General features: G+C 73.8%; 18 protein-coding genes and 1 pseudogene. 9 read left to right on the plus strand and 10 right to left on the minus strand.

What is annotated here, in order from left to right; translation table 11 throughout:
• Positions 1 to 116: 116 nt before the first annotated feature.
• Genes MY520_RS18365 through MY520_RS18375 form a run of 3 tightly spaced genes read right to left on the minus strand, consistent with a single transcriptional unit; the run spans position 117 to position 3,089 of the window.
• A complete protein-coding gene (locus MY520_RS18365; protein ID WP_436694004.1) occupies positions 117 to 1,379 on the minus strand; it encodes an AI-2E family transporter in 1,263 nt (420 codons plus the stop codon).
• Positions 1,372 to 1,872, minus strand: coding sequence for an RDD family protein (locus MY520_RS18370; protein WP_436694005.1), 501 nt, complete (start codon positions 1,870 to 1,872; stop codon positions 1,372 to 1,374). Before MY520_RS18370 ends, MY520_RS18365 begins: the two co-directional genes overlap by 8 nt.
• Entirely contained in the window at positions 1,869 to 3,089 is a 1,221-nt protein-coding gene (locus tag MY520_RS18375) for a hypothetical protein (protein ID WP_436694006.1), read from the minus strand. The genes MY520_RS18370 and MY520_RS18375 overlap by 4 nt, the downstream gene beginning before the upstream one ends.
• Positions 3,090 to 3,541: 452 nt before the next feature.
• On the opposite strand from MY520_RS18375, the gene MY520_RS18380 reads away from it, so the two are divergent.
• Entirely contained in the window at positions 3,542 to 6,223 is a 2,682-nt protein-coding gene (locus tag MY520_RS18380; protein WP_436694007.1) for a LuxR C-terminal-related transcriptional regulator, read from the plus strand.
• A 580-nt stretch (positions 6,224 to 6,803) separates the two neighbouring features.
• On the opposite strand, the gene MY520_RS18385 is transcribed toward MY520_RS18380, so the two are convergent.
• Positions 6,804 to 7,547, minus strand: coding sequence for a YhjD/YihY/BrkB family envelope integrity protein (locus tag MY520_RS18385; RefSeq protein WP_436694008.1), 744 nt, complete (start codon positions 7,545 to 7,547; stop codon positions 6,804 to 6,806).
• A gap of 432 nt (positions 7,548 to 7,979) precedes the next feature.
• On the opposite strand from MY520_RS18385, the gene MY520_RS18390 reads away from it, so the two are divergent.
• From MY520_RS18390 to MY520_RS18400, 3 genes and pseudogenes are all read left to right on the plus strand, one after another.
• A complete protein-coding gene (locus tag MY520_RS18390) occupies positions 7,980 to 8,417 on the plus strand; it encodes a DUF7144 family membrane protein (RefSeq protein ID WP_436694034.1) in 438 nt (145 codons plus the stop codon).
• A gap of 231 nt (positions 8,418 to 8,648) precedes the next feature.
• A complete protein-coding gene (locus MY520_RS18395; RefSeq protein ID WP_436694009.1) occupies positions 8,649 to 9,158 on the plus strand; it encodes a DUF6325 family protein in 510 nt (169 codons plus the stop codon).
• Between the two features lie 368 nt (positions 9,159 to 9,526).
• Positions 9,527 to 9,891 (plus strand): annotated as a pseudogene (locus MY520_RS18400) (IS5/IS1182 family transposase); the annotation flags it as partial.
• Positions 9,892 to 10,215: 324 nt separating this feature from the next.
• Here MY520_RS18400 and MY520_RS18405 read toward each other — a convergent pair.
• The gene (locus MY520_RS18405) at positions 10,216 to 10,848 is read right to left on the minus strand and encodes an Rv1733c family protein (RefSeq protein ID WP_436694010.1); all 633 of its coding nucleotides are present in this window, start codon (positions 10,846 to 10,848) and stop codon (positions 10,216 to 10,218) included.
• A gap of 54 nt (positions 10,849 to 10,902) precedes the next feature.
• A complete protein-coding gene (locus tag MY520_RS18410) occupies positions 10,903 to 11,304 on the minus strand; it encodes an SHOCT domain-containing protein (protein WP_436694011.1) in 402 nt (133 codons plus the stop codon).
• 425 nt (positions 11,305 to 11,729) lie between these two features.
• On the opposite strand from MY520_RS18410, the gene MY520_RS18415 reads away from it, so the two are divergent.
• The 4 genes from MY520_RS18415 to MY520_RS18430 all read left to right on the plus strand — a co-directional run bounded on the left by MY520_RS18415 (position 11,730) and on the right by MY520_RS18430 (position 13,382).
• Entirely contained in the window at positions 11,730 to 11,933 is a 204-nt protein-coding gene (locus MY520_RS18415) for a hypothetical protein (RefSeq protein WP_436694012.1), read from the plus strand.
• A 6-nt stretch (positions 11,934 to 11,939) separates the two neighbouring features.
• Positions 11,940 to 12,419: a hypothetical protein gene (locus MY520_RS18420; protein WP_436694013.1), complete on the plus strand. Its 480-nt coding sequence runs from the start codon at positions 11,940 to 11,942 to the stop codon at positions 12,417 to 12,419.
• Between the two features lie 84 nt (positions 12,420 to 12,503).
• The gene (locus MY520_RS18425) at positions 12,504 to 12,878 is read left to right on the plus strand and encodes a PLD nuclease N-terminal domain-containing protein (RefSeq protein ID WP_436694014.1); all 375 of its coding nucleotides are present in this window, start codon (positions 12,504 to 12,506) and stop codon (positions 12,876 to 12,878) included.
• Between the two features lie 72 nt (positions 12,879 to 12,950).
• Positions 12,951 to 13,382 (plus strand): DUF7144 family membrane protein, encoded by a 432-nt coding sequence (locus MY520_RS18430; RefSeq protein ID WP_436694015.1) that lies wholly within the window; start codon positions 12,951 to 12,953, stop codon positions 13,380 to 13,382.
• A gap of 83 nt (positions 13,383 to 13,465) precedes the next feature.
• On the opposite strand, the gene MY520_RS18435 is transcribed toward MY520_RS18430, so the two are convergent.
• A complete protein-coding gene (locus tag MY520_RS18435) occupies positions 13,466 to 13,819 on the minus strand; it encodes a carboxymuconolactone decarboxylase family protein (RefSeq protein WP_436694016.1) in 354 nt (117 codons plus the stop codon).
• Between the two features lie 341 nt (positions 13,820 to 14,160).
• Between MY520_RS18435 and MY520_RS18440 the strand changes: the two genes are divergently transcribed.
• Positions 14,161 to 15,741, plus strand: a complete 1,581-nt coding sequence (locus MY520_RS18440; protein ID WP_436694017.1) for a hypothetical protein — start codon at positions 14,161 to 14,163, stop codon at positions 15,739 to 15,741.
• A 9-nt stretch (positions 15,742 to 15,750) separates the two neighbouring features.
• Here the strand turns inward: MY520_RS18440 and MY520_RS18445 are convergent, their stop codons facing one another.
• From MY520_RS18445 to MY520_RS18455, 3 genes are read right to left on the minus strand one after another with little or no spacing between them, the layout of a single operon-like run.
• Positions 15,751 to 16,320, minus strand: a complete 570-nt coding sequence (locus MY520_RS18445) for a potassium channel family protein (RefSeq protein ID WP_436694018.1) — start codon at positions 16,318 to 16,320, stop codon at positions 15,751 to 15,753.
• Between the two features lie 56 nt (positions 16,321 to 16,376).
• Complete coding sequence (locus MY520_RS18450; RefSeq protein WP_436694019.1) at positions 16,377 to 17,819, minus strand: DUF2252 domain-containing protein; 1,443 nt, start codon at positions 17,817 to 17,819, stop codon at positions 16,377 to 16,379.
• Positions 17,813 to 18,241, minus strand: coding sequence for a hypothetical protein (locus tag MY520_RS18455; RefSeq protein WP_436694020.1), 429 nt, complete (start codon positions 18,239 to 18,241; stop codon positions 17,813 to 17,815). The genes MY520_RS18450 and MY520_RS18455 overlap by 7 nt, the downstream gene beginning before the upstream one ends.
• Positions 18,242 to 18,353 lie beyond the last annotated feature (112 nt).

Below are 18,353 nucleotides of genomic sequence, written 5' to 3' on the forward strand. Positions count from 1 at the left end.
GTCGTGTCGTGTCGCTTTCCGGGGATCGGAGCGGCCGCTTCGGATGCCGCTCGGAGAGTCCAGCGTGACGCCACCCCAGGCAGGCGGCATCGTCCTCGGCAGACGACACGGGGCCCTCACGCTCCCGCGATCCGATCGCCCGGCGCGGCGGGGGCCGTGCCGCTCATCCGGCTCGGCTGATGCCCGCGTCGGACCGGCTCTCCCGGCTCGCCGCCGTCCTCCCCGTCACGACGAGCCGGTGCCGGCCGGCCGGGGCGGCGCCATGCGGAGCCTCGTCCCCCGGTCGTCGCGGTGCCGGACGGGCCCGCGAGGAGGGTCCTGGCCCACCGGCGGTCCGGGTCCTGCCCGATGAGGACCGCGTGCAGGAACAGGGTCAGCGGGACCGCGAGGATCGCGCCCATCGGACCCAGGACCGCCGTCCACACGATGACGGACAGGAACGACAGCGTGACCGAGAGGTTGACGGCGCTCCCGACCACCACAGGTTGGAGGACCGACTGCAGGAGGAAGTTGACGACGGTGTAGATGACGATCACGAGGACGGCGAGTCCGGGGCCCCCGACCAGCAGCGCCAGCAGCGCGGGCGGCACCAGCCCGAGGAAGAAGCCGATGTTGGGGACGTAGTTGGTCAGGAACGACAGCAGGCCCCACACGAGGGGCAACGGGATCCCGAGGACGATCAGCGCCAGGGTGTCCACCACGGCAACGAGGAGGCCGAAGACCGTCGTCACGACCACGTAGCGACGGGTGTACCGCGCGAAGTCCCCGAGTGCCGCGCGAAGACGCGTGGTCCCTGGGACCGCCGCCAGGCGCTCCGGCAGCCCGGCCGCCTCGACGGTCATGAACAGCGCCGTCGCCAGCAGCAGGAACAGGGCGCCGACCGAGCCGGCGATGCCCGCGAGGAGGTCCCCGACGACCGCGAGGACCGACTGCAGCTCCACCGACGGCAGCATGTCCGCCACCTGCTCGGGGCCGACCCCCGCCCCGACGAGCAGGGAGCGGACGCCGTCCACCAGCGCCCGCCACTCGGCGGAGTACTGGGGCAGCACGGTCGCGAACTGGCCGATGGAGACAGCGAGGGCGACGGCGAAGGCGATCAACCCGCCGTCGACGACCACGACGGCGACCGCGACCGCGACCCCCCTCCGGATCCCTCGGCGCACCAGCGCACCGATGAGCGGGTGGACGACGACGGCCAGGACGAACGCGAGGACGACCGGACCGAGGATCGCGGAGGCGGCGTGGAGACCCCACAACGCGATGGCGGTGCCCGCGACACCCAGCACCACGGTGAGCCAGAGGGGGAGGGGACCGCGGACCTCCGGCTCAGCTCCCTCGGCCTCGGCCTCGTTCCGCGCCGGTCCGTGTCCGTCAGTCATAGATGACCGAGGAACGCACCACCAGGTCCTGGACCGAGCGGTTCTCCTTGCTCAGCAGCACCCAGAGCAGGCCCGGGAGGAACACCGTGCAGAGGACCGCTCGTGCGCACGCGCGGCCCCAACCCAGCCTCCCACCCTCGTCGTCCGCCACGCGGAGCCCGAGCAGCCGGTCACCGTAGGTAGAGCCCACCACCGCCCACGTGACGGCGAAGTAGACCGCCAGCACCCCCAGTCCCACCATGATGAGGAGCGAGAGCGACGGGGCGGGGAACCGGAAGCTCGTCGGCGACAGGAGGAAACGGGACGCCGCGAAGACGGCGTAGCCACCGGCCAGGACGAGCAGCACCACCGCGGCGTCGACGACGTTCGCCAGGCAGCGCGTGACCACGCCGGCGCGGCGCCCGCGGACCGATGCCCGGACCGCGTCCACGCCGCCCGCCGGGTGCGGGCCGTCGTGCCACGGGTAGGAGGAGCGCTCCGCTGCGCGGGTCACGGTGCACCCCCTGGAGTGCCGTCCTCAGCGGGCCTGGTCGCGGTGCGCCGGCCGCTGCGGTGCAGCAGTCGGTCCACGACCCGCTCGACGGCCCGGTCGGCGTCCACGCCCTGGTCGCGAACGCCGCGCACCACCTCGCCCGTGACCGAGCCCGTCGAGGCTCGCAGCAGACCCGGCAGGTCGATCTCCTCGACGATGTAGTGGGCGAGGCCGACGACGTCGGTGCGAGCGATGACCCGGTCGATGTCGACCCGGTCCACCGCACCGTCGAGGTCGACGCGGGCCACCGCACGGTCGAGGTCGACCCGGGCCACGACCTCGTCGAGGTCCACCCGGTCGATCACCCGGGCGACGTCGACCTTGTCGACCAGCGCGTCCAGGTCCACCCGGGCCACCGCCCGGTCGAGGTCGACCCGGGCCACGACCTCGTCGAGGTCGACCCGGTCGATCACCCGGGCGACGTCGACCTTGTCGACCAGCGCGTCCAGGTCCACCCGGGCCACCGCCCGGTCGAGGTCGACCCGGGCCACGACCTCGTCGAGGTCGACCCGGTCGATCACCCGGGCGACGTCGACCTTGTCGACCAGCGCGTCCAGGTCCACCCGGGCCACCGCCTGGTCCAGGTCGACCCGGGCCACGGCACGGTCGAGGTCGACCCGGGCCACGACCTCGTCGAGGTCGACCCGGTCGATCACCCGGGCGACGTCGACCCTGTCGACCAGCGCGTCCAGGTCCACCCGGGCCACCGCCCGGTCGAGGTCGACCCGGGCCACGACCTCGTCGAGGTCGACCCGGTCGATCACCCGGGCGACGTCGACCCTGTCGACCAGCGCGTCCAGGTCGACCCGTTGCAGCACAGCGTCGAGGTCGACCCGCGCCACGATCCCGTCCACGTCCAGCAACGCGGCCAGCCGGTCCAGGTCGACGAACTCGCGGACGAGGCTCGGGACGTCGACCCGGGCGAGCACCGCCCGGGCCACGTCGGGGACCAGCTCGTCCGCCGCCGCGGTGACGGCCCGCACCGCGGCAGCCGCTGGATGCGCCAGCACGTGAGCCACCGGTCCGTGCAACGCCCGGCGGACCGGGTCCTGCCGGATGAACGGCAGGCGAGGGAGGAGGCTGCGACGCGTGTGGACGGCGGCCGCCTCCGCGGCCCACCGCGCGAGTGCGGCCGCGACCGCCAGGACCGCGTAGGCGCCGTTCACCGCGTCGTCCACCGCGCTGCCGGCGGCCGGCAGCGCGGGGCCACGCGGGGGACCCGGCGGGCCGGCTCGTCGGGTCCCACCCGGGGGTGGGTGCACACGATTCACGGCCACTGTGGACCGCCGTCCGCTGCCCCACTCATGCGGCCTCCTGGTCCGTCGGAGCCGTCAGCATCGTGAAGCGGAGGCGAGGCTCCCTCATCCGGTATGGGTGAGATGGTCACCGGGGTGGTCGGGCCATGCTCGCGGATGGGCCGACGTGGCCCCGGCGGAGCAGATCCGCGCCGTGACGAATCGACCCCGACCGCGTGACGTCCGACCCCGACCGCAGCGATCGCCGTTCGCGACGCTGGTGGTCAGCAGTCCGAGGCACGAGCTGGCCGCGGACGGAACGGGACGGACGCGATTCCTGAGCAGCTCGGGGGGTGCGTGTGACGAGGCTGTCGACCGCGGGAGCTCCCGACCCGATGGCAGAGCCGGCTGGGCCGGCCGAACAGCAGGGCCTGGCGCTGCTGGCGTCGAAGCTCGCGCCGCCCGAGCCGGCCCACGCGACCGTGCTCCGCCGGCGCCTGCTGGACCTGCTGACACGGGAGGTGCAGCGGTCCCCGCTCACCCTCATCAGCGGTCCCGCGGGTTCGGGCAAGACCGTCCTCGCGTCCTCGTGGCGTCAGAGCCAGGGGGCCGGACGGCCGATCGCATGGGTGGCGCTGGACGAGTACGACGACGACCCGGCCACGTTCTGGAGCTACGTGGTCGAGGCCCTGGCCCGCGGCGGCGTGCGGTTGACCGAGGTCGCTGCGCTGATCCCGGGGAAGCCGCCGGCCGCCTCCTTGATCCCGCGCCTGGTGGCGGACATCGCCGCGTGCCCCCGCCCGATCGTGCTGGTCCTCGACGACGGCGACCACATCACCGACCGGTCCATCGCCGCCGGCCTCGACCTGCTCCTGCAACGCGCGGGCAGCCGGCTCCGGCTGGTGGTGTGCACGCGGGCCGACCCGCTGCTCCCTCTGCACCGGTACCGGCTCGCCGGCACGCTGTCGGAGATCCGCAGTGACCAGCTGAGCTTCACTCCGGAGGAGACCCGCACCCTGCTCGCCGCGATGGGCGTCTCGGTGACGGCGGAGGTCGCGCGGGACCTGTGTGCGGAGGCGGAGGGCTGGGCGGTCGGCCTCCGGCTCGCCGCTGCCCCCCTCAAGCAGGGCGTGCCACCCGAGCGGTTGGTCACGTCGCTGGCGCACGACGACGGCAGCGTGGCGCAGTACCTGTTCGCGGAGGTCCTGGAGGGTCAAGCGGCCAGCGTCCGGCGTGTCCTGCTCCGCACGAGCGTGACCCCGGAGCTGTGGCCCGACCTGGTGGATCAGCTCACTGGCCGCCGCAACACCCGGCGCGTTCTCGCGGGGCTGGCGCGGGCGAACGCCTTCGTCGAGGAGTCCCCGGGTTCCCCCGGCGGCTTCCGCGTGCACCCCTTGTTCCGGGAGATGCTGCAGGCCCAGCTCGCCTACGAGCACCCGGGAGAGCTCGCCGGGCTGCACCGGACGTGTGCCGCGTGGTACGCGGCGGCCGGCCGGACGCAGGGGGCGGTGGGACACGCCGTCGCCGCGGAGGACTGGGGCTTCGCCACTCGCCTGCTCATCGACGACCTCCTCGTCCCGCGCCTGCTGGCGCACGGCACGGACACGGCCATGCGCGGGCTGCAGTCGCTCCCGCCCGGTCTGCGCGGCGCCGAAGCCGCGGTCATCCGGGTGGTCGCCGCCCTCGCCGGAGGCGACCACCCGGCACCGTCCGACCTCGCCGTGTCGATGGGCGCGCAGGACGACGGCAACCGGCTGCCGCTGCGCATCTCGGCCACCCTCGCCTGCCTGGCCGCCGGTGCAGGGACGGACAGTGCGGGGACGGACGGCGCAGGGACGGACGGCGCGTCCACGGCGTTCCTCACCCGTCTCGACGCCGCTGCCGCCCTGGTCGCCGAGCTCCCGGACCACCAGCAACGGGCGCGCAACGAGGCCATGGCGGTGCTGAGCCACCTGCGCTCGCTCGCCGTCCTCGGGACCAATGCCCCCACCCGCCAGCTGCTGCCCGTGCTGCGTGCGGCGGCGGCCGCGGCGCACACTGCCGGCGCGCGCCGGCTCCGGTGCCGTGCGGTCGGCAACCTCGCGCTCCTCGAGGCGCTCGAGGGGCACCTCACCCGGGCCGCCCGGCTCGCCCTGGAGGCAGAGGCGCTCGCCGCCGAGGAGGGCGCGGACGAGTCCGCGCTCGACCCGGCCGCCGCGACGGCGCTGGCCTGGGTCCACCTCCGCCGCTACGCGCTGGTCGAGGCGCGGGAGTGGCTGGGACGGGCCCGGGCGCGGGAACGGGCCGCCCACCCCGATGCGATCGGGCACGGCGCGCTGCAAGCCGTGCTGCAGGGTCAGCACTTCCGGCTGCGGCACGAGTACGAGCTGGCGGAGCAGGTGCTGCGTCCCCACCTGGAGGGTCCGCCCCTGCCGCGCTGGGTCGCGGAGCAGGTGGTCACCGAGGTGGTGCGGCTGGCGATGGCACGCGGGCACGTGCAGGACGGACTGGCCATGCTGCGGGACCGGGGCCGCGACGAGCCGTGGAGCCGGCGCCTGCAGGCGTCGGTGAGCCTCGCCGCCGGGACGTCAGCGATCGACGTGCCGCTCGGCGAGCAGCCCGGAGGGTCGGCCGCGGAGATGGTGGAGTCGACGGTGGTCCGGGCTTGCCAGCTCCTGGAGCGCGGTCTCGTGACCGCCGCGGCCGAGGAGCTCGCGGTGGCACTCGAACGTGCCCGCCCCGAGCTCCTCCGCTGGCCGTTCGTCGACACGCCGCCCCAGGCGCGCCGCCTGCTGCGCACCCACCCCCGGCTGCAGGCGCCCGGCGCGTGGCTCAACCCGTCGAGCGGGGCGCAGCCGGTCGGTGCCGGCGAGAGGGCCGCGGCGCCGGCGGCGTCCGAGGTGGTGCAGGAGCTGAGCGAGCGCGAGTTGGAGGTCCTCCGCCATCTGGCGGAGATGCTCTCCACCGCCGAGATCGCGGCCACGATGTTCGTCTCGGTGAACACGGTGCGCACACACATCCGCAGCATCCTGCGCAAGCTCGCCGTGAGCCGGCGCAACCAGGCGGTCCGGAAGGCGCGCGAGCACGGCCTCCTCTGAGGGGCGCCGCCGGCCTCGTGCGCTGCGGATGAGGCCCGGCTCCGTCCCACCCGGGAGCGTCGCGAGCGGAACGACCAACAGGAGAGGTCCCGGCCGAGGACCCACCTCAGGCAGAGGCCTCACGTCGGTGCACATGGCATGGAGGGCAGACGTCATGGAGGGGCGGTAGTGATGGAGGCGGCTTCCACCCGATACGAGGTCCGTGTGGGAACGCTCGTGAGCAATGCGGCGTGCGCCACCTTCCGGGTCCCCGTGACATCGACCGCGGTGCCGCGCCAGACGCTGTACCGGTTCCGTGTCCCCGCCGACCGTGACCTCTCCCACGTGCTCGACCGGCTGATCGAGGGCGACGTGGAGGTCCTGGAGATCCGCCGGTGCCCCGAACCACCACGCCGGGGCCGGGGTCCGGCGCCGATCCCGGAGGGGGAGTGCCACCAGCACACCGGAGACTCCACCCCGGCCGAGGACGGCGTCGTCGTCCCCTTCCGGGCGGAGACCGAGCACGGCCGGTCGGCGGACGACACCACGCCGGGGGCCGGTGCTCGTCCCGAGGACGGGGGCCCGGCCCCCCAGGGACTGCTCAGCCCGATGAGCCGATCCGCCGGAGGTGCAGGAGGTGGCCGACCACGGCACCTCCGAGCAGCACGACGCTGAACCAGGTCAGCCAGGACATCAGCACGAAGACGACGCCGATGGGCCCGTACCGCTCGGCGTTGAAGACGACCGCGCGCGACAGGTAGACGCTCGTCGCCACGCTGACCGCGGCCAGGCCGCCGGCGGTCACGAGCGCGCCCGGCAGCAGCGCTGCCCAGCCCACGCGCCCGGCGAGCAGGAACCGCTGCATCCACCAGACCCACAGGACGACGAGCGGTGAGCACAGCACGGCGGTCAGGAGCGCGCCCGCGACCCCGCCGGCGAGGCTGCCCACGGCCGCCACCGTGGCCAGGACCGCCAGGAGCGAGCCCAGCCACACCAGCGGTCGCCACAGGTGTCGCCAGCCCAGGTCGGGCAGCTCCCAGACGGCTGCGTAGAACCGCTGCAGTTCGGCCGGCCAGGCGTAGGCGGCGAGCACTGTGACGACGGTGCCCAAGGCCGAGGTCGCCGTGCGGACGGTGTCGTCGGTGGCGAAGAGCTCCCGGACGGACGCCCTGGCCTCCGCGGACAGCGCCATGTGGTGGGCCATCCGGTCGGCGAGACCGTGGTCGCTGCCGAGCGGCAGCACAGTGGCCAAGGTGATCATCGCCGGGACGAAGAGGACCATGCCCAGCGCGCTGAAGACGAGGGCGTGGTGACTCGTCCGGAGATCGCGCATCCGGACCCGCACGGAGCCGACGGTCCCGGACCGCGCGCGCTCGGCCGCGGCCGCCGCCCGCTGCCGGCCTCGCTGCGCGACGCCGGTCGCGCGCGCCCGGGCCCGGGTCAGGCGCGGTCGCGCCTCCGCTGAGGCGTCATCACCTGCTCGCGAGTCGGAACCGGCCGACGGCATGCGCAGACCTCCGTCCTCGCGCGCGGGGACGTCGTTACCGATCGAGCAGTCCCGGGCCGCGGGGGCAGCCCACACCGCAGGACGTCGCGGCGGATCCTCCCGCCTGGGGGAGAGTTCGGTCCCGCCGTCGTCCTCGGTCTCATGCGGGGCGGACGATGCGGGGTGGCCGCCCGGGTCCCCACGCTGTCGACGCACACCATCAGGACCTCGCCCGACCGTCTCCAGATCAGGGGCGGCCGGAGCCAGGCTCGGACCTCGGAGGGCAGGCAGATGACGGACACCTCGCATCGCAGATCCACGGAGACCGCCGTCCCCTACGGCGAACCGACGTCGGGTTGGGCCGGCTGGGTGGTCTTCGGTGGCGTCATGTTGATCATGCTGGGCGCCTTCCAGATCATCGAAGGGCTCGTGGCCCTGTTCGACGACGGCTTCTACGCGGTCACATCAGCGGGCCTCATCGTCGACGTGGACTACAACACCTGGGGCTGGATCCACACGACGATCGGCATCGTCGGGGTCCTCACCGGGCTGGGACTCCTCGCGGGGAACATGGTGGCCCGCGTGGTGGGCGTCGTGATCGCCTGCCTGAGCGCGCTGGTGAACATGACGTTCATCTCGGCCTACCCGTTGTGGTCGGCCATCATGATCACCATCGATGTGATCGTGATCTACGCGATCGTGGTCCACGGGCGGGACGTCAGGCGGTGACCCAGACCGCTGCCACCTCCTCATGGACCGGTCGTCCCCGGTGATCGGCGGTCGACGACGAGCGACACCCGCCCGGGCCGTGCACGGCAGTGCAGGTGTCGTCGTGTGCGCCCGGGCCGCCGCGGTGGCCTCGGTGGAAGCCGGATCGTCCGCCGCGGGTGACGTGCGCCGTCCGCAGGTTCCAGAACGGTGGGCGGCGTCCGCTCCCGTTCCTCGTCAGCTGGGGGAGACATGACCGTAGACCTCGAACAGCAGCCCTCCGACCTCGACCAGATGGGCCCGATCGACTACATCGTGGTGGCGTTCCCGACCGACCGCATGACGGGTGAGGCCTTTCCCCTGCTGGTCGACCTGGTCGACCGGGGGATCATCCGCATCCTCGACCTCGTGTTCCTGCGCAAGGACCACGACGGCGTCGTCACGACGCTCACCCAGGTCGACCTGGACCAGATGAAGGTCCTGGAGGCGGCGCTGTTCGACGGCGCGGCGTCGGGTCTTCTCGGGCCCGACGACGTCGCCGAGGCCGCTGCGGCGCTCGACCCCGGCACGGCGGCCGGCGTGCTCATCTACGAGAACGTCTGGGCGACCCCGTTCGCCGCCGCGCTCCGCCGCTCCGGCGGTCAGCTCGTGGCCTCGGGTCACATCCCGGTGCAGGCACTCGTCGCGGCCCTCGACGCCGTCGAGGCCGAGGAGTCGGTGGGCTCGGTGCCCGCCTCTCCGCCGGGGGCACCGGTCGGCTGACGCCGGCCACGGCACGGGCACTCCCCGCCCCTCCTCCGGATCGGACCGGGCGCCGTCCGGCTCGCCCTGTGTGCTGGGGCCGGCCGGGCGGTGCCCGTGGAGCCATGCGGCATCGGCCGAGAGCAGATCTCCCGGCCGCGTGGAACGGGGCGCCCTCAGCAGGTGCGCTCCACGCGCGGTCCGGACGTCGACCCGACGAGCTCGGTCAAGGTCGGTTCCCCACCGCTGCTCGGACCGCGCATCCCCGATGGTGGTGGCCGGCGCGCGCACCGGCTGCGGCGCCGGGAGCGCCAGCCACGACCGGGCCACCGAAGTCGGCGACGGCTACGACCACTCCCTGATCGATGACCACTCTGCGGTGAAACGGGGCCGCCTGCGGGCTGCCGGTGGCCACGGCCGGGTCCATCCCACGGTGCTGACCTACTGGCGACGCCGGCTGGCCGCCTCGAGGCGGCCGCAGCGGATCCTCGACGCGGTCCGGGAGGTCGTGGCCCCCACCGGTGACCTGTCGGTGCGAACGCGGCGGGCGCTGGACCTCACGGTGCTGGAGGACGCGATGGCCACCCAGGACTCCGTCACCCAGCTGACGCGGCGATCCGCCGGGTCGGTCGCAACCCGGCGGCGCCGAGCTGGTCGCGACCGCGGCGGGCACCGCCGCGGGGCACGACTACTTCTCACCGGCAAGCCGCGGATCGCCTGGGACGAGGCCGCCCGGGCGGCCCTGGTCGACGGGCAGGACGTCGAGTACGTGCCCGACCCGGAGGATGGACGAACGCAGCATCGCCTGGCTCACCCGCGGCCACCGGCGAGTCCTACCGTGGAGTGGCAGACAACGACGCCTGGCTGCACCCGCGGGTCGCTGCGCCCGACCTTCGCAGACTGCTCATCCCCGGCCTGACAGGCACCGACGGACGCTGGGCGCTGAACACGTGACTCACGCCACCCGCCGCACCACCGTGAGCCGCGGGCAGGGCGACCTCTCTGTCGCACCCCTGGCTGCTGACCGCACTGCAGCGAAGACTGCCACGAGGCGCCCTGCCCCTCATCCCGCAGGCTCCTAGAGGAGCCGGGAGTTCCAGTCCGGCTCGACCGCGGCCCACTCGTCCTCCCACGCGCGCTCCCGGCGGTTGTCCAGGGCGATCGTGAGGAAGACGTGGAGGGTCCAGGTCGCCAGGGGGACGCCGATCAGCGGCAACAGACCCATCGCGGTCGCCGACACCGAGATGCTCGCCTGGTCGAGCGGTGCCGAGGTGAGGCGCCCCTCCCCGTCGACCCACACCGGCACCGCCGTGCCGACCGGCGTGCGGGGCTCCACCAGCACGACGCCCTCCCGGGAGATCCCACCGGGCGCTGACCATGCGGCCCGTACCGGGACCACCGATGGCGAGGGGTCGTCGGTCGAGGGGACACCGTAGGCGTCACCCCCGGGCCGCAACGGTCCCGGAGCGTCCACCAGCACGACGGCGTGGGTGCGAGAGCGCTCCGCGGCCTGGGCGGCCGCGGCCGCCTGGAGGTGCGCCGTCGTCGCGGTCGACGCGACCACGGCCAGCAGCGGGGCGACGAGGAACGACAGGACGACGGCGAGCCGGCCGATCACCTCGATCCGGTCCGAGCGGCGCTTGAGCGGCCCGGAGCCGAGCGTCAACCGGCGCAGCGACCGGCGGAAGAGGGTGTCCCGTGGTGCGGTCATCCTGCGGCCCTCCGTCCGCGGCTGGATCATGGGCCAGGGTGGTGGGCCCCGGGCTCAGACGAGGACGCGCCGCTTGAGCTGCTGGAACTCCTCCTCGCTGATGGCGCCCTTGTCGAGCAGCTCCTTCGCGCGGGCGATCTCGTCGACACCGTGGAAGCCAGGGGCAGCCACCGACCGGATGTAGGCGTCCGTCTGCTGCTTCGCCTGCTGGACCTGCCGGACGTCGCGGTCGCCCATGGAGCGTCCCTGCGAAACGAGGTACGTGAGCGAGCCGATCAACGGCACCACGAGGACGAAGACGATCCAGCCGGCCTTGGCCCAGCCGGAGAGGTCGTGTCGTCGGAACAGGTCTCCGAAGACCGTGATGATCAGCCAGAAGTAGACCATCAACGCGAAGAAGAGGACGAACGTCCACATCAGGTCGACGAGCGGGTAGTCGTCAGCGGCCGTGGTCATGGTCTACCTCCGTGAGAGATGCGTCCTGCTCAGGATGAGGACCAGCCGGCCGGCGACCATCGTCCCGCCTGGATGACTGGGTCCCGCCGCAGCGCCCGGCCGGCGGTGATGCCGACGGCGCGGGGCCGGACGCCCGGTCCGGACCGGAGGTGGGACGACCACCTGCCGCCGACCGGTGGCCGACGCCCGTCGAGCGACCAGAGGCTCGCCTCATCCGGGCTGGAGGAGGCCGCCGACGCCGGGGTGGACGAGGCTCCGCCCATCGAATCGGACCCGCCTACCGTCCCGGGGCCGGACGTCCCGGCGGTTCGGCCGGCGGAGCGGCTTCGGGGCAGGGCCCTGCGGAATGGTGCCCGCACCGATCACGAGCCCGCACCGATCACTAGGGAGCGCGCAGAATGGGACGTCAGGTGTACGAGCTTCGGGTGCGTGGACCAGTCTCGGCCGAACTGCTCGAGGAGATCGGCGCGGAGGACTTCGGCGAGGAACCGCCACTGACCATCCTGCGGACGGAACCGACCGACCAACCGGGGCTGCACGGCATGTTGCAACGGCTGCGCAGCCTGGGACTGGACCTGTTGGAGGTCCGCACCGCGGGACCGGAGCCGTCCGACACCGGCTCCCCGTGAGCGACGGTGTCCCCCGTCCTGGCGGCGTCCGGGGTGACCGTGCTCATCGGGTCTGCCGCGTCCGTGCTGCTGACCCTCGCCGTCCTGACGGTGTGGGGGAGGGTCCGCTACGCCCGCCGCCTGCCGTCCTTCCCCTGTCGCGTCGGACCGCCGGCCGCCGGCTGGCGCCGGGACCGCGCGCGGTGGCGCCTGCGGCGCACACGGGCCACCTGGGTCGGCGACGTGCTGCTGATCCGGGCCGGCGCGCTGCGGCTGTGGCTGGACCCGCTCCCTGTCGGCGTTGCCGGGGACGTGACCGTCCGGGCCCTCGAGCCGGGAGAGGTCCGTGGCCTGGGGGCGCACCCGGTCGCCCTGCGGTTCACCCTGAGGGACGCCGGTGAGCTGGAGATCGCCGTCGGCGCCGACAGTGCCGACCGCCTCGTCGGCCCCTTCCTGACGGCCGCCCTGTCCAGGCTGCCCGACGCGCCGCGGGAACGCGGCGACTGAGCACCTCGTCACCCCGTCGGGGTGATGAGCCGACGGGACGCTGTGGCCACGATCTGCCACAGCTCCCTCTTCCGAGGAGGAACGATGCCCCTGCTCGACCTGTTCTGGACCTCGTTGATCATCTTCAGCTGGGTCCTGTGGTTCATGCTGCTGTTCCGCGTCTACGGGGACCTGTTCACGCGTCGCGACATCGGCGGCTGGTCGAAGGCCGGCTGGGTCGTCCTCACCCTCGTCCTGCCCTTCCTCGGGGTGTTCATCTACCTGATCGGACAGGGCCGGGGGATGGTCGAGCGGTCCGCGAGCGCGATCGAGCAGCAGCGGGCCGCGACCGATGCCTACGTCCGGTCCGTGGCGGCCGGCGCGGAGGCCGAGCAGCTCGCGAAGGCCCGCGGACTGCTGGAGAGCGGTGCCATCACGCCCGAGGAGTACCGCCACATGGTGCCGGCGGGACGCGCCTGACCTCCGGCCGGACGGCCCGCGACGCGGCGTCCGGCCGGCCCGAACCCGTCCGTCGTCTCTGGAGGACAGGTCATGTCCCAGGCCTCACGCGGCTCACCGGCCACGGCGCGGAGGCCGTCGCCGGCGTGGCAGGACCGTGGGTACTTCGGCGCAGGCGTGATGGCGGTACTGGGCATGGTCTGGGCACTGCTGGGAGTGGTCGCCCTGCTGGGCGACGAGTACTTCACCTACCGGACCAACGAGCTGTTCGTCATCCAGGGGTACGCCCCATGGGGGTGGGCGCACCTGCTGGGCGGGCTGCTCGCGCTCGCCGCCGGTGCCGGGATCCTGTGGGGCGGCCACCGGTGGGCCCGGCGGACGGCCATCGTCGTCGCGGGCGTCAGCGCGGTCGTGAACCTCGGCTTCCTGGGTGCCTCGCCCGTGTGGTCGACGATCATGATCGCGCTGGCCGTCGTGGCCCTCTACGCGCTGACGGTCCACGGCTGGGAGCTGGACGAGCGCTGAGGGGCCCCGCCCCGCGGCCTGCGTCCCGAGAACCCGCTCTCTGAGCCGGCGCCGGGGCGAGAGGGTTCGCCTCACCCGGTGCGCTACTCCGGGAGGCCCGACTCGGTGAGCGCAGCCGCCCCCAGCACCCCGCGCACGATGGCGCCGGCCGCCGCGGTCACCCGGGCACTGCCGACGACGGGGGCGATCGCGACCAGGACGGCCTGCGCCTTCTCGACGGTCAGCCCGGCCTCCTCGGCGACGCCGAGGGTGATCAGGTAGGAGACCGGTGGGGCGTCCATGGCCACGAGGGCGGCCAGCCGGACGAGCAGGTAGGTCTCGTCGTCGAGCCCCGAGCGCTCCAGCGCGTCCAGGTTCATCGCCAGGAGCGTCTCGAGGACCGGGGCCTCGCCTTGCGCGATGCGGCCGAGTGCGTTGTCCGGGGTGGTCTGTGTCATGGCTCCTCCTGAGCGGGCGGGGGCTTACGGTGCCCAGCCTCGGGAGAGGCCGCGCCGTCGGTCCTCATCCCGTGCGGACGACGCCGCGATGGGCAGCGGGGGCCGGGTCCGTCGAGCGCCGCATCGCGGGTGACCGTGGCGTCGACGAGGGCCACGTGCGTGCACGCCTGCGGGGAGTCGCCGCTCTGCTGGCCGAGGGAGATCGCCCGGCCGCCCGCCGGCCGTGCGCCGACCCCTCGTGGTCATCATCCCCGATGGGTGATGAGCGGCGCGCCCCCCGGGACCAGCCTCATCCCTGTCGACCGGGCGCCCCGCCCGCCTGCTGCGGGAAGGAAGAGCCGATGCGCCGCTTCGTCACCGGCCTGCTGATCCTGGTGAGCGCTCTCACGCTGCTCCTGGCCAGCGTGTCGCTCTGGACGCGCCAGAACGTCGTCGACACCGAGACGTTCGTGACCAACGTCGAGACCATGGTCGACCTGCCAGAGGTCGAGACCCGCATCACCGAGCGCGTGACCGAGACCGTGATGGCCCAGCCGCAGGTGCAGGACGCCATCGACGAGGCCGTGACGGTGCTGCCGGAGCGGCTGCAGCAGTTCCGGCCGACCGTGGAGAACGGCATCCGGTCACTGATCTCGGCGGGCGTGCAGCGGCTGCTGTCCAACGACCCGTTCCGGCCGCTCACGACCGCCGCGATGACCTCCGCCCACGACCAGCTCGTCGGCGGGGAGCCGGTGCAGTTCACCCTCGGGCAGGCGAAGGACCTGGTGCCCGCCGCGGCCCAGGACGGCATCGCCGGCCAGGTGCTGGACCTGCTGCCGGACGACGTGGGCGTGACGATCGTGACCCCGGCCGACGCGCCGCAGCTGTACACGGCGATCGACCTGCTGAGGTCGGTGTGGTGGTGGCTCGGGCTGATCGCCCTGGGCACGCTCGCCGGCGCCCTCGGCATCTCCCGCCGGCGTCGCCGCACCCTGCGCGCGTGGGCGGTGACCGCCACGGTGCTCACCCTGCTGGTGCTCGCCGCCCTCCGGGTGACCCGAGGGCTGCTCCTCCCGCAGGTGCGCCCGCAGAACCGGGACGCCGTCGGCGCGATCTACGACGTCGTGGCCGGCAGCCTGCGCTCCTGGACGCTGTGGCTGCTGGCCGCCGTGCTCCTGGTGCTCGTGCTGACCCTGGTGTGGGGCCGGCTCGGCGTCGTGGCCGGCGTGCGGAGCGGGATCGCGTCGGCCCAGGCGCAGCTGCGACGCCGGCGCGCGGACGCCCAGGCTGCGCGGGCGCTCGCGGCCGAGGGCGGGACGCCGGACCAGCCCGCTGCCGCCGCCGCCGAGGAGCCCTGGACCCGGCGGGTCGCCGCGTGGACGCAGGCCTTCGCCGACGGGCTGGAGCTGCCACGGCGCAGTGCCCGCCTCGGCGCGCAGGTCCGCGCACACCTCGGCCCGGCCCGGTGGACCGGGATCGTGATCGGCGCGGTCGTGCTGCTCTTCTGGCCCGAGCCGACGCTGTCGGTGCTGATCTGGATCGCCGCGCTGGTCGCCCTCTACCTCGGCGCGCTGGAGTGGCTGCAGAACCGGGCCCCCGAGCCGGTCACCGGCGAGCCGGAGCCCACGTCCGCAGCCGCACCCGGCACCCCCTCTGCCGTGCCGTCGGCGGTGGTCGCGTCCCCGGTCCCGTCCCCGCGCGCCGTCGCGGCACCGTCCTCGGACGGCAGCCCGAGGGACGGGTCGGTCCTCACCATGGTCGACACGGTGGCGCCCCCGGCGCCCGCTCCGGAGCCGCCGGTGCGGACCGCGTTGACGCCGGAGGCGGTCTCGGCCCTCAACGACCGGCTCAACCTGCTCGTGCGGCTGGGTGAGGCACGCGACGCCGGCGTCCTGACCGACGAGGAGTTCAGTCGAGAGAAGGGCCAGCTCCTCGGCTCGTGACCCGTCGGGTCAGCGGAGGCCGTCGGAGTCCGCCTCCGGGCGCTGGCGGCGTCGGTCGACCGCGGCGAGGAAGACCCGGAGCACCAGTCCGATGAGCACCAGGTCACCCACCATCTGGACCGACGTGAGGACCCGTGCGACATCGCTGACCGGCGAGATGTCCCCGAAGCCGACCGTGGCGAAGACCGTGACCACGAAGTACACGCTGTCGATCCGGCTCAGCGGCTCGGTGAACGCGTCCGGGTCGGTGCCCGCGAGGACGACGTACGCCGCGGCGAAGAGCACCAGGAACAGCGGGAGGGACAGCGCGATCGCCTCCACCGCCCGGATGGCGGGGTGGCGGGAACGCAGGATCGCGCGCACCTGCCACCCGACGAGGAGACCGACGATCAGCAGGCCGGCGACGAGTGCGAGCAGGGTCCGCGCGCCGAACCGGCCGTCGAGCGGCAGGGTGCCGTAGAGGACGAGGAGGCCGACGACGGTCAGCAACGTCCGGCCGAGGCCCAGGAGCAGGGCCCGCCGGTCGGGGACGGGGGCGCCCTGCTCCGGCTCCAGGCGGTCTCGGGCGGCAGCGTCCATGCCCGGATGCTCGCCCTGCGGGACCGGACCGGCGTCACCCGCGCCGGGTGAGCCGCTCAGAGGTCGGAGTGCGCCTGCACCCGACCGGCGGCGACGGCCTCGGCCAGGAGGCGGTGGTCGCCGTCGTTGGCGTCGGCGTACGTCTCCCCGAAGTCGGCCAGTGCCTCCTCGAACCCCGCGGAGGAGCCGAGGTACCCGGAGATCGCGATGCGGTCCCCGGAACGCGCGTGCGCTCGGGCGAGGCACCAGGCGCACAGCTCGCCGTAGCTCTGCAGGCCCTCCGGACGCAGCTCCTCGATCTCGATCGCGCCCTTCCAGTCCCGCAGCTGCCGGACGTAGAAGTCGCGCTGGATCCCGTCGATGCCGGTGGTCCGCTGCCAGCCGAGGAAGATGTCGGTGGCTTGCTGCATCAGCCGCTGGCCGGCGACGACCCGCTGACCCTGGTTGGTGTACCGGCTCCTGCCGACGAACTCCGCGTGCACCGAGGACGAGGCCTCCTTGACCTGCAGCAGCAACGGGTCGTCCTCGTCGCGGCCGACCAGCAGGACGACCCAGCAGCGGGTGCCGACGCTGCCCACGCCGACGACCTTGCGGGCCATGTCGACGAACGAGTAGCGCTCGAGCAGCGTGCGGCGGTCGGACTGCAGGGACCCCCGGTACTGCCGGATCAGTCCGCGGAACGCCGAGGCGAGGTCCTGCTCCTCGGCCTGGGGGAGGACGTCCCGCAGCGGCACGATCAGCGGCGGTTCGGCGCGGATCCGCAGCCGGCCGTCGACCACCTCGGTGAGCTTGCCGAAGGCCTGGAGGGTGTCGCGGGAGCGCGCCTTCTCCAGCGCCCGCGCCAGCCGGCGGCGCGGTTTGCCGTCGAGCTGCGGGGCCAGCTTCAGCTGGAGCTCGTCGGCGTCGATGTGCGAGTACCACACGTCGATGTCGCGGAGCCCGGCGAACTGGGCCATCGCCTCCCGATAGCGGGCGCCGGCGGCCACGGCGAGCACGCGTCGCTGCCTGCGGCCGAGACCCTGGGCGCGCGCGGCGATCACCAGGCTGGCGACCAGCCGCTTGACGTCGTGCTCGAACGGTCCCGGGAGGGTCTCGTCGAAGTCGTTGGCGTCGAACACCAGCCGTCGTTCCGGTGACCCGTAGAGGCCGAAGTTGGACACGTGCGCGTCCCCGCACATCTGCACGGTCAGGCCGGACCGCGGTGCGCCGGCGAGATCGGCAGCCATGACCCGGGCGGCCCCGCGGTAGAAGGCGAACGGGGACTGCAGCATGCGCCCGTACCGGATCGGCCCGAGCTCGGGGAGCCGGTCGGCGGCCTGCTCCTCGAGCAGCGTCAGCGGGTCCGGCGAGGACTGGGTCCGGGAGAACTCGGCGTGCGCGGCGAGCGGCACGCTCGCCCGGATGGCCTTGCCCGCGGCTCGCCGCTCCTTCGGGGTCGGTCGCCGCGCGTGCGTGGTGGCGGCCTCGGGGGCAGGTCCCGGGCGTTCGACGGTCAGCACGTCGCCTCCGTCTCGTCCACGAGGGCATCGGCATCCTGGAGGAACAGCCCGGTGGCGGTGGCCGCCGTGCTCAGCGTGGCGGCGGACGGGGTGTCCTGCGCCTCGTCGAGCGCGTCCTGGACGCCGTCGGCCGAGGCCTGCACGCGGTCGACGTCGTCGCTGTACTCGGTGCGGGCGGCGTCCGCGAACTGGTCCCAGGCGTCCTGGACGGTCGCCCAGGCCTCTTCCAGTGCGCCGGTGCCCTCCTGGACCACCTGGACGTCGCGCAGCTGGGCCAGCGACGTCCGCAGGTCGTCGGCGGAGTCGCACACGCTGGGGGTCGTGGCGGTCGCCGCGGAGGTCCCCGATTCCGAGTCCGACGAGCACGCGGTGAGCCCCACCCCGACGACCACGGTCGCTACCGCGGCCACACGCATCGACATGACGTGACCGTGCCGGTCAGGGGCGTGCGGCCGCGTCATCCGCGGGGGATGAGGTCGACCGGGGCCGAGGGCGGCAGGGTCGGCGTCGATGGATCCGCCCGGGGAGGAGCCG

The sequence above is a fragment of the Geodermatophilus sp. CPCC 205506 genome (genome assembly GCF_051383635.1).
In the GTDB taxonomy this organism is placed as follows: Bacteria; Actinomycetota; Actinomycetes; order Mycobacteriales; family Geodermatophilaceae; genus Geodermatophilus.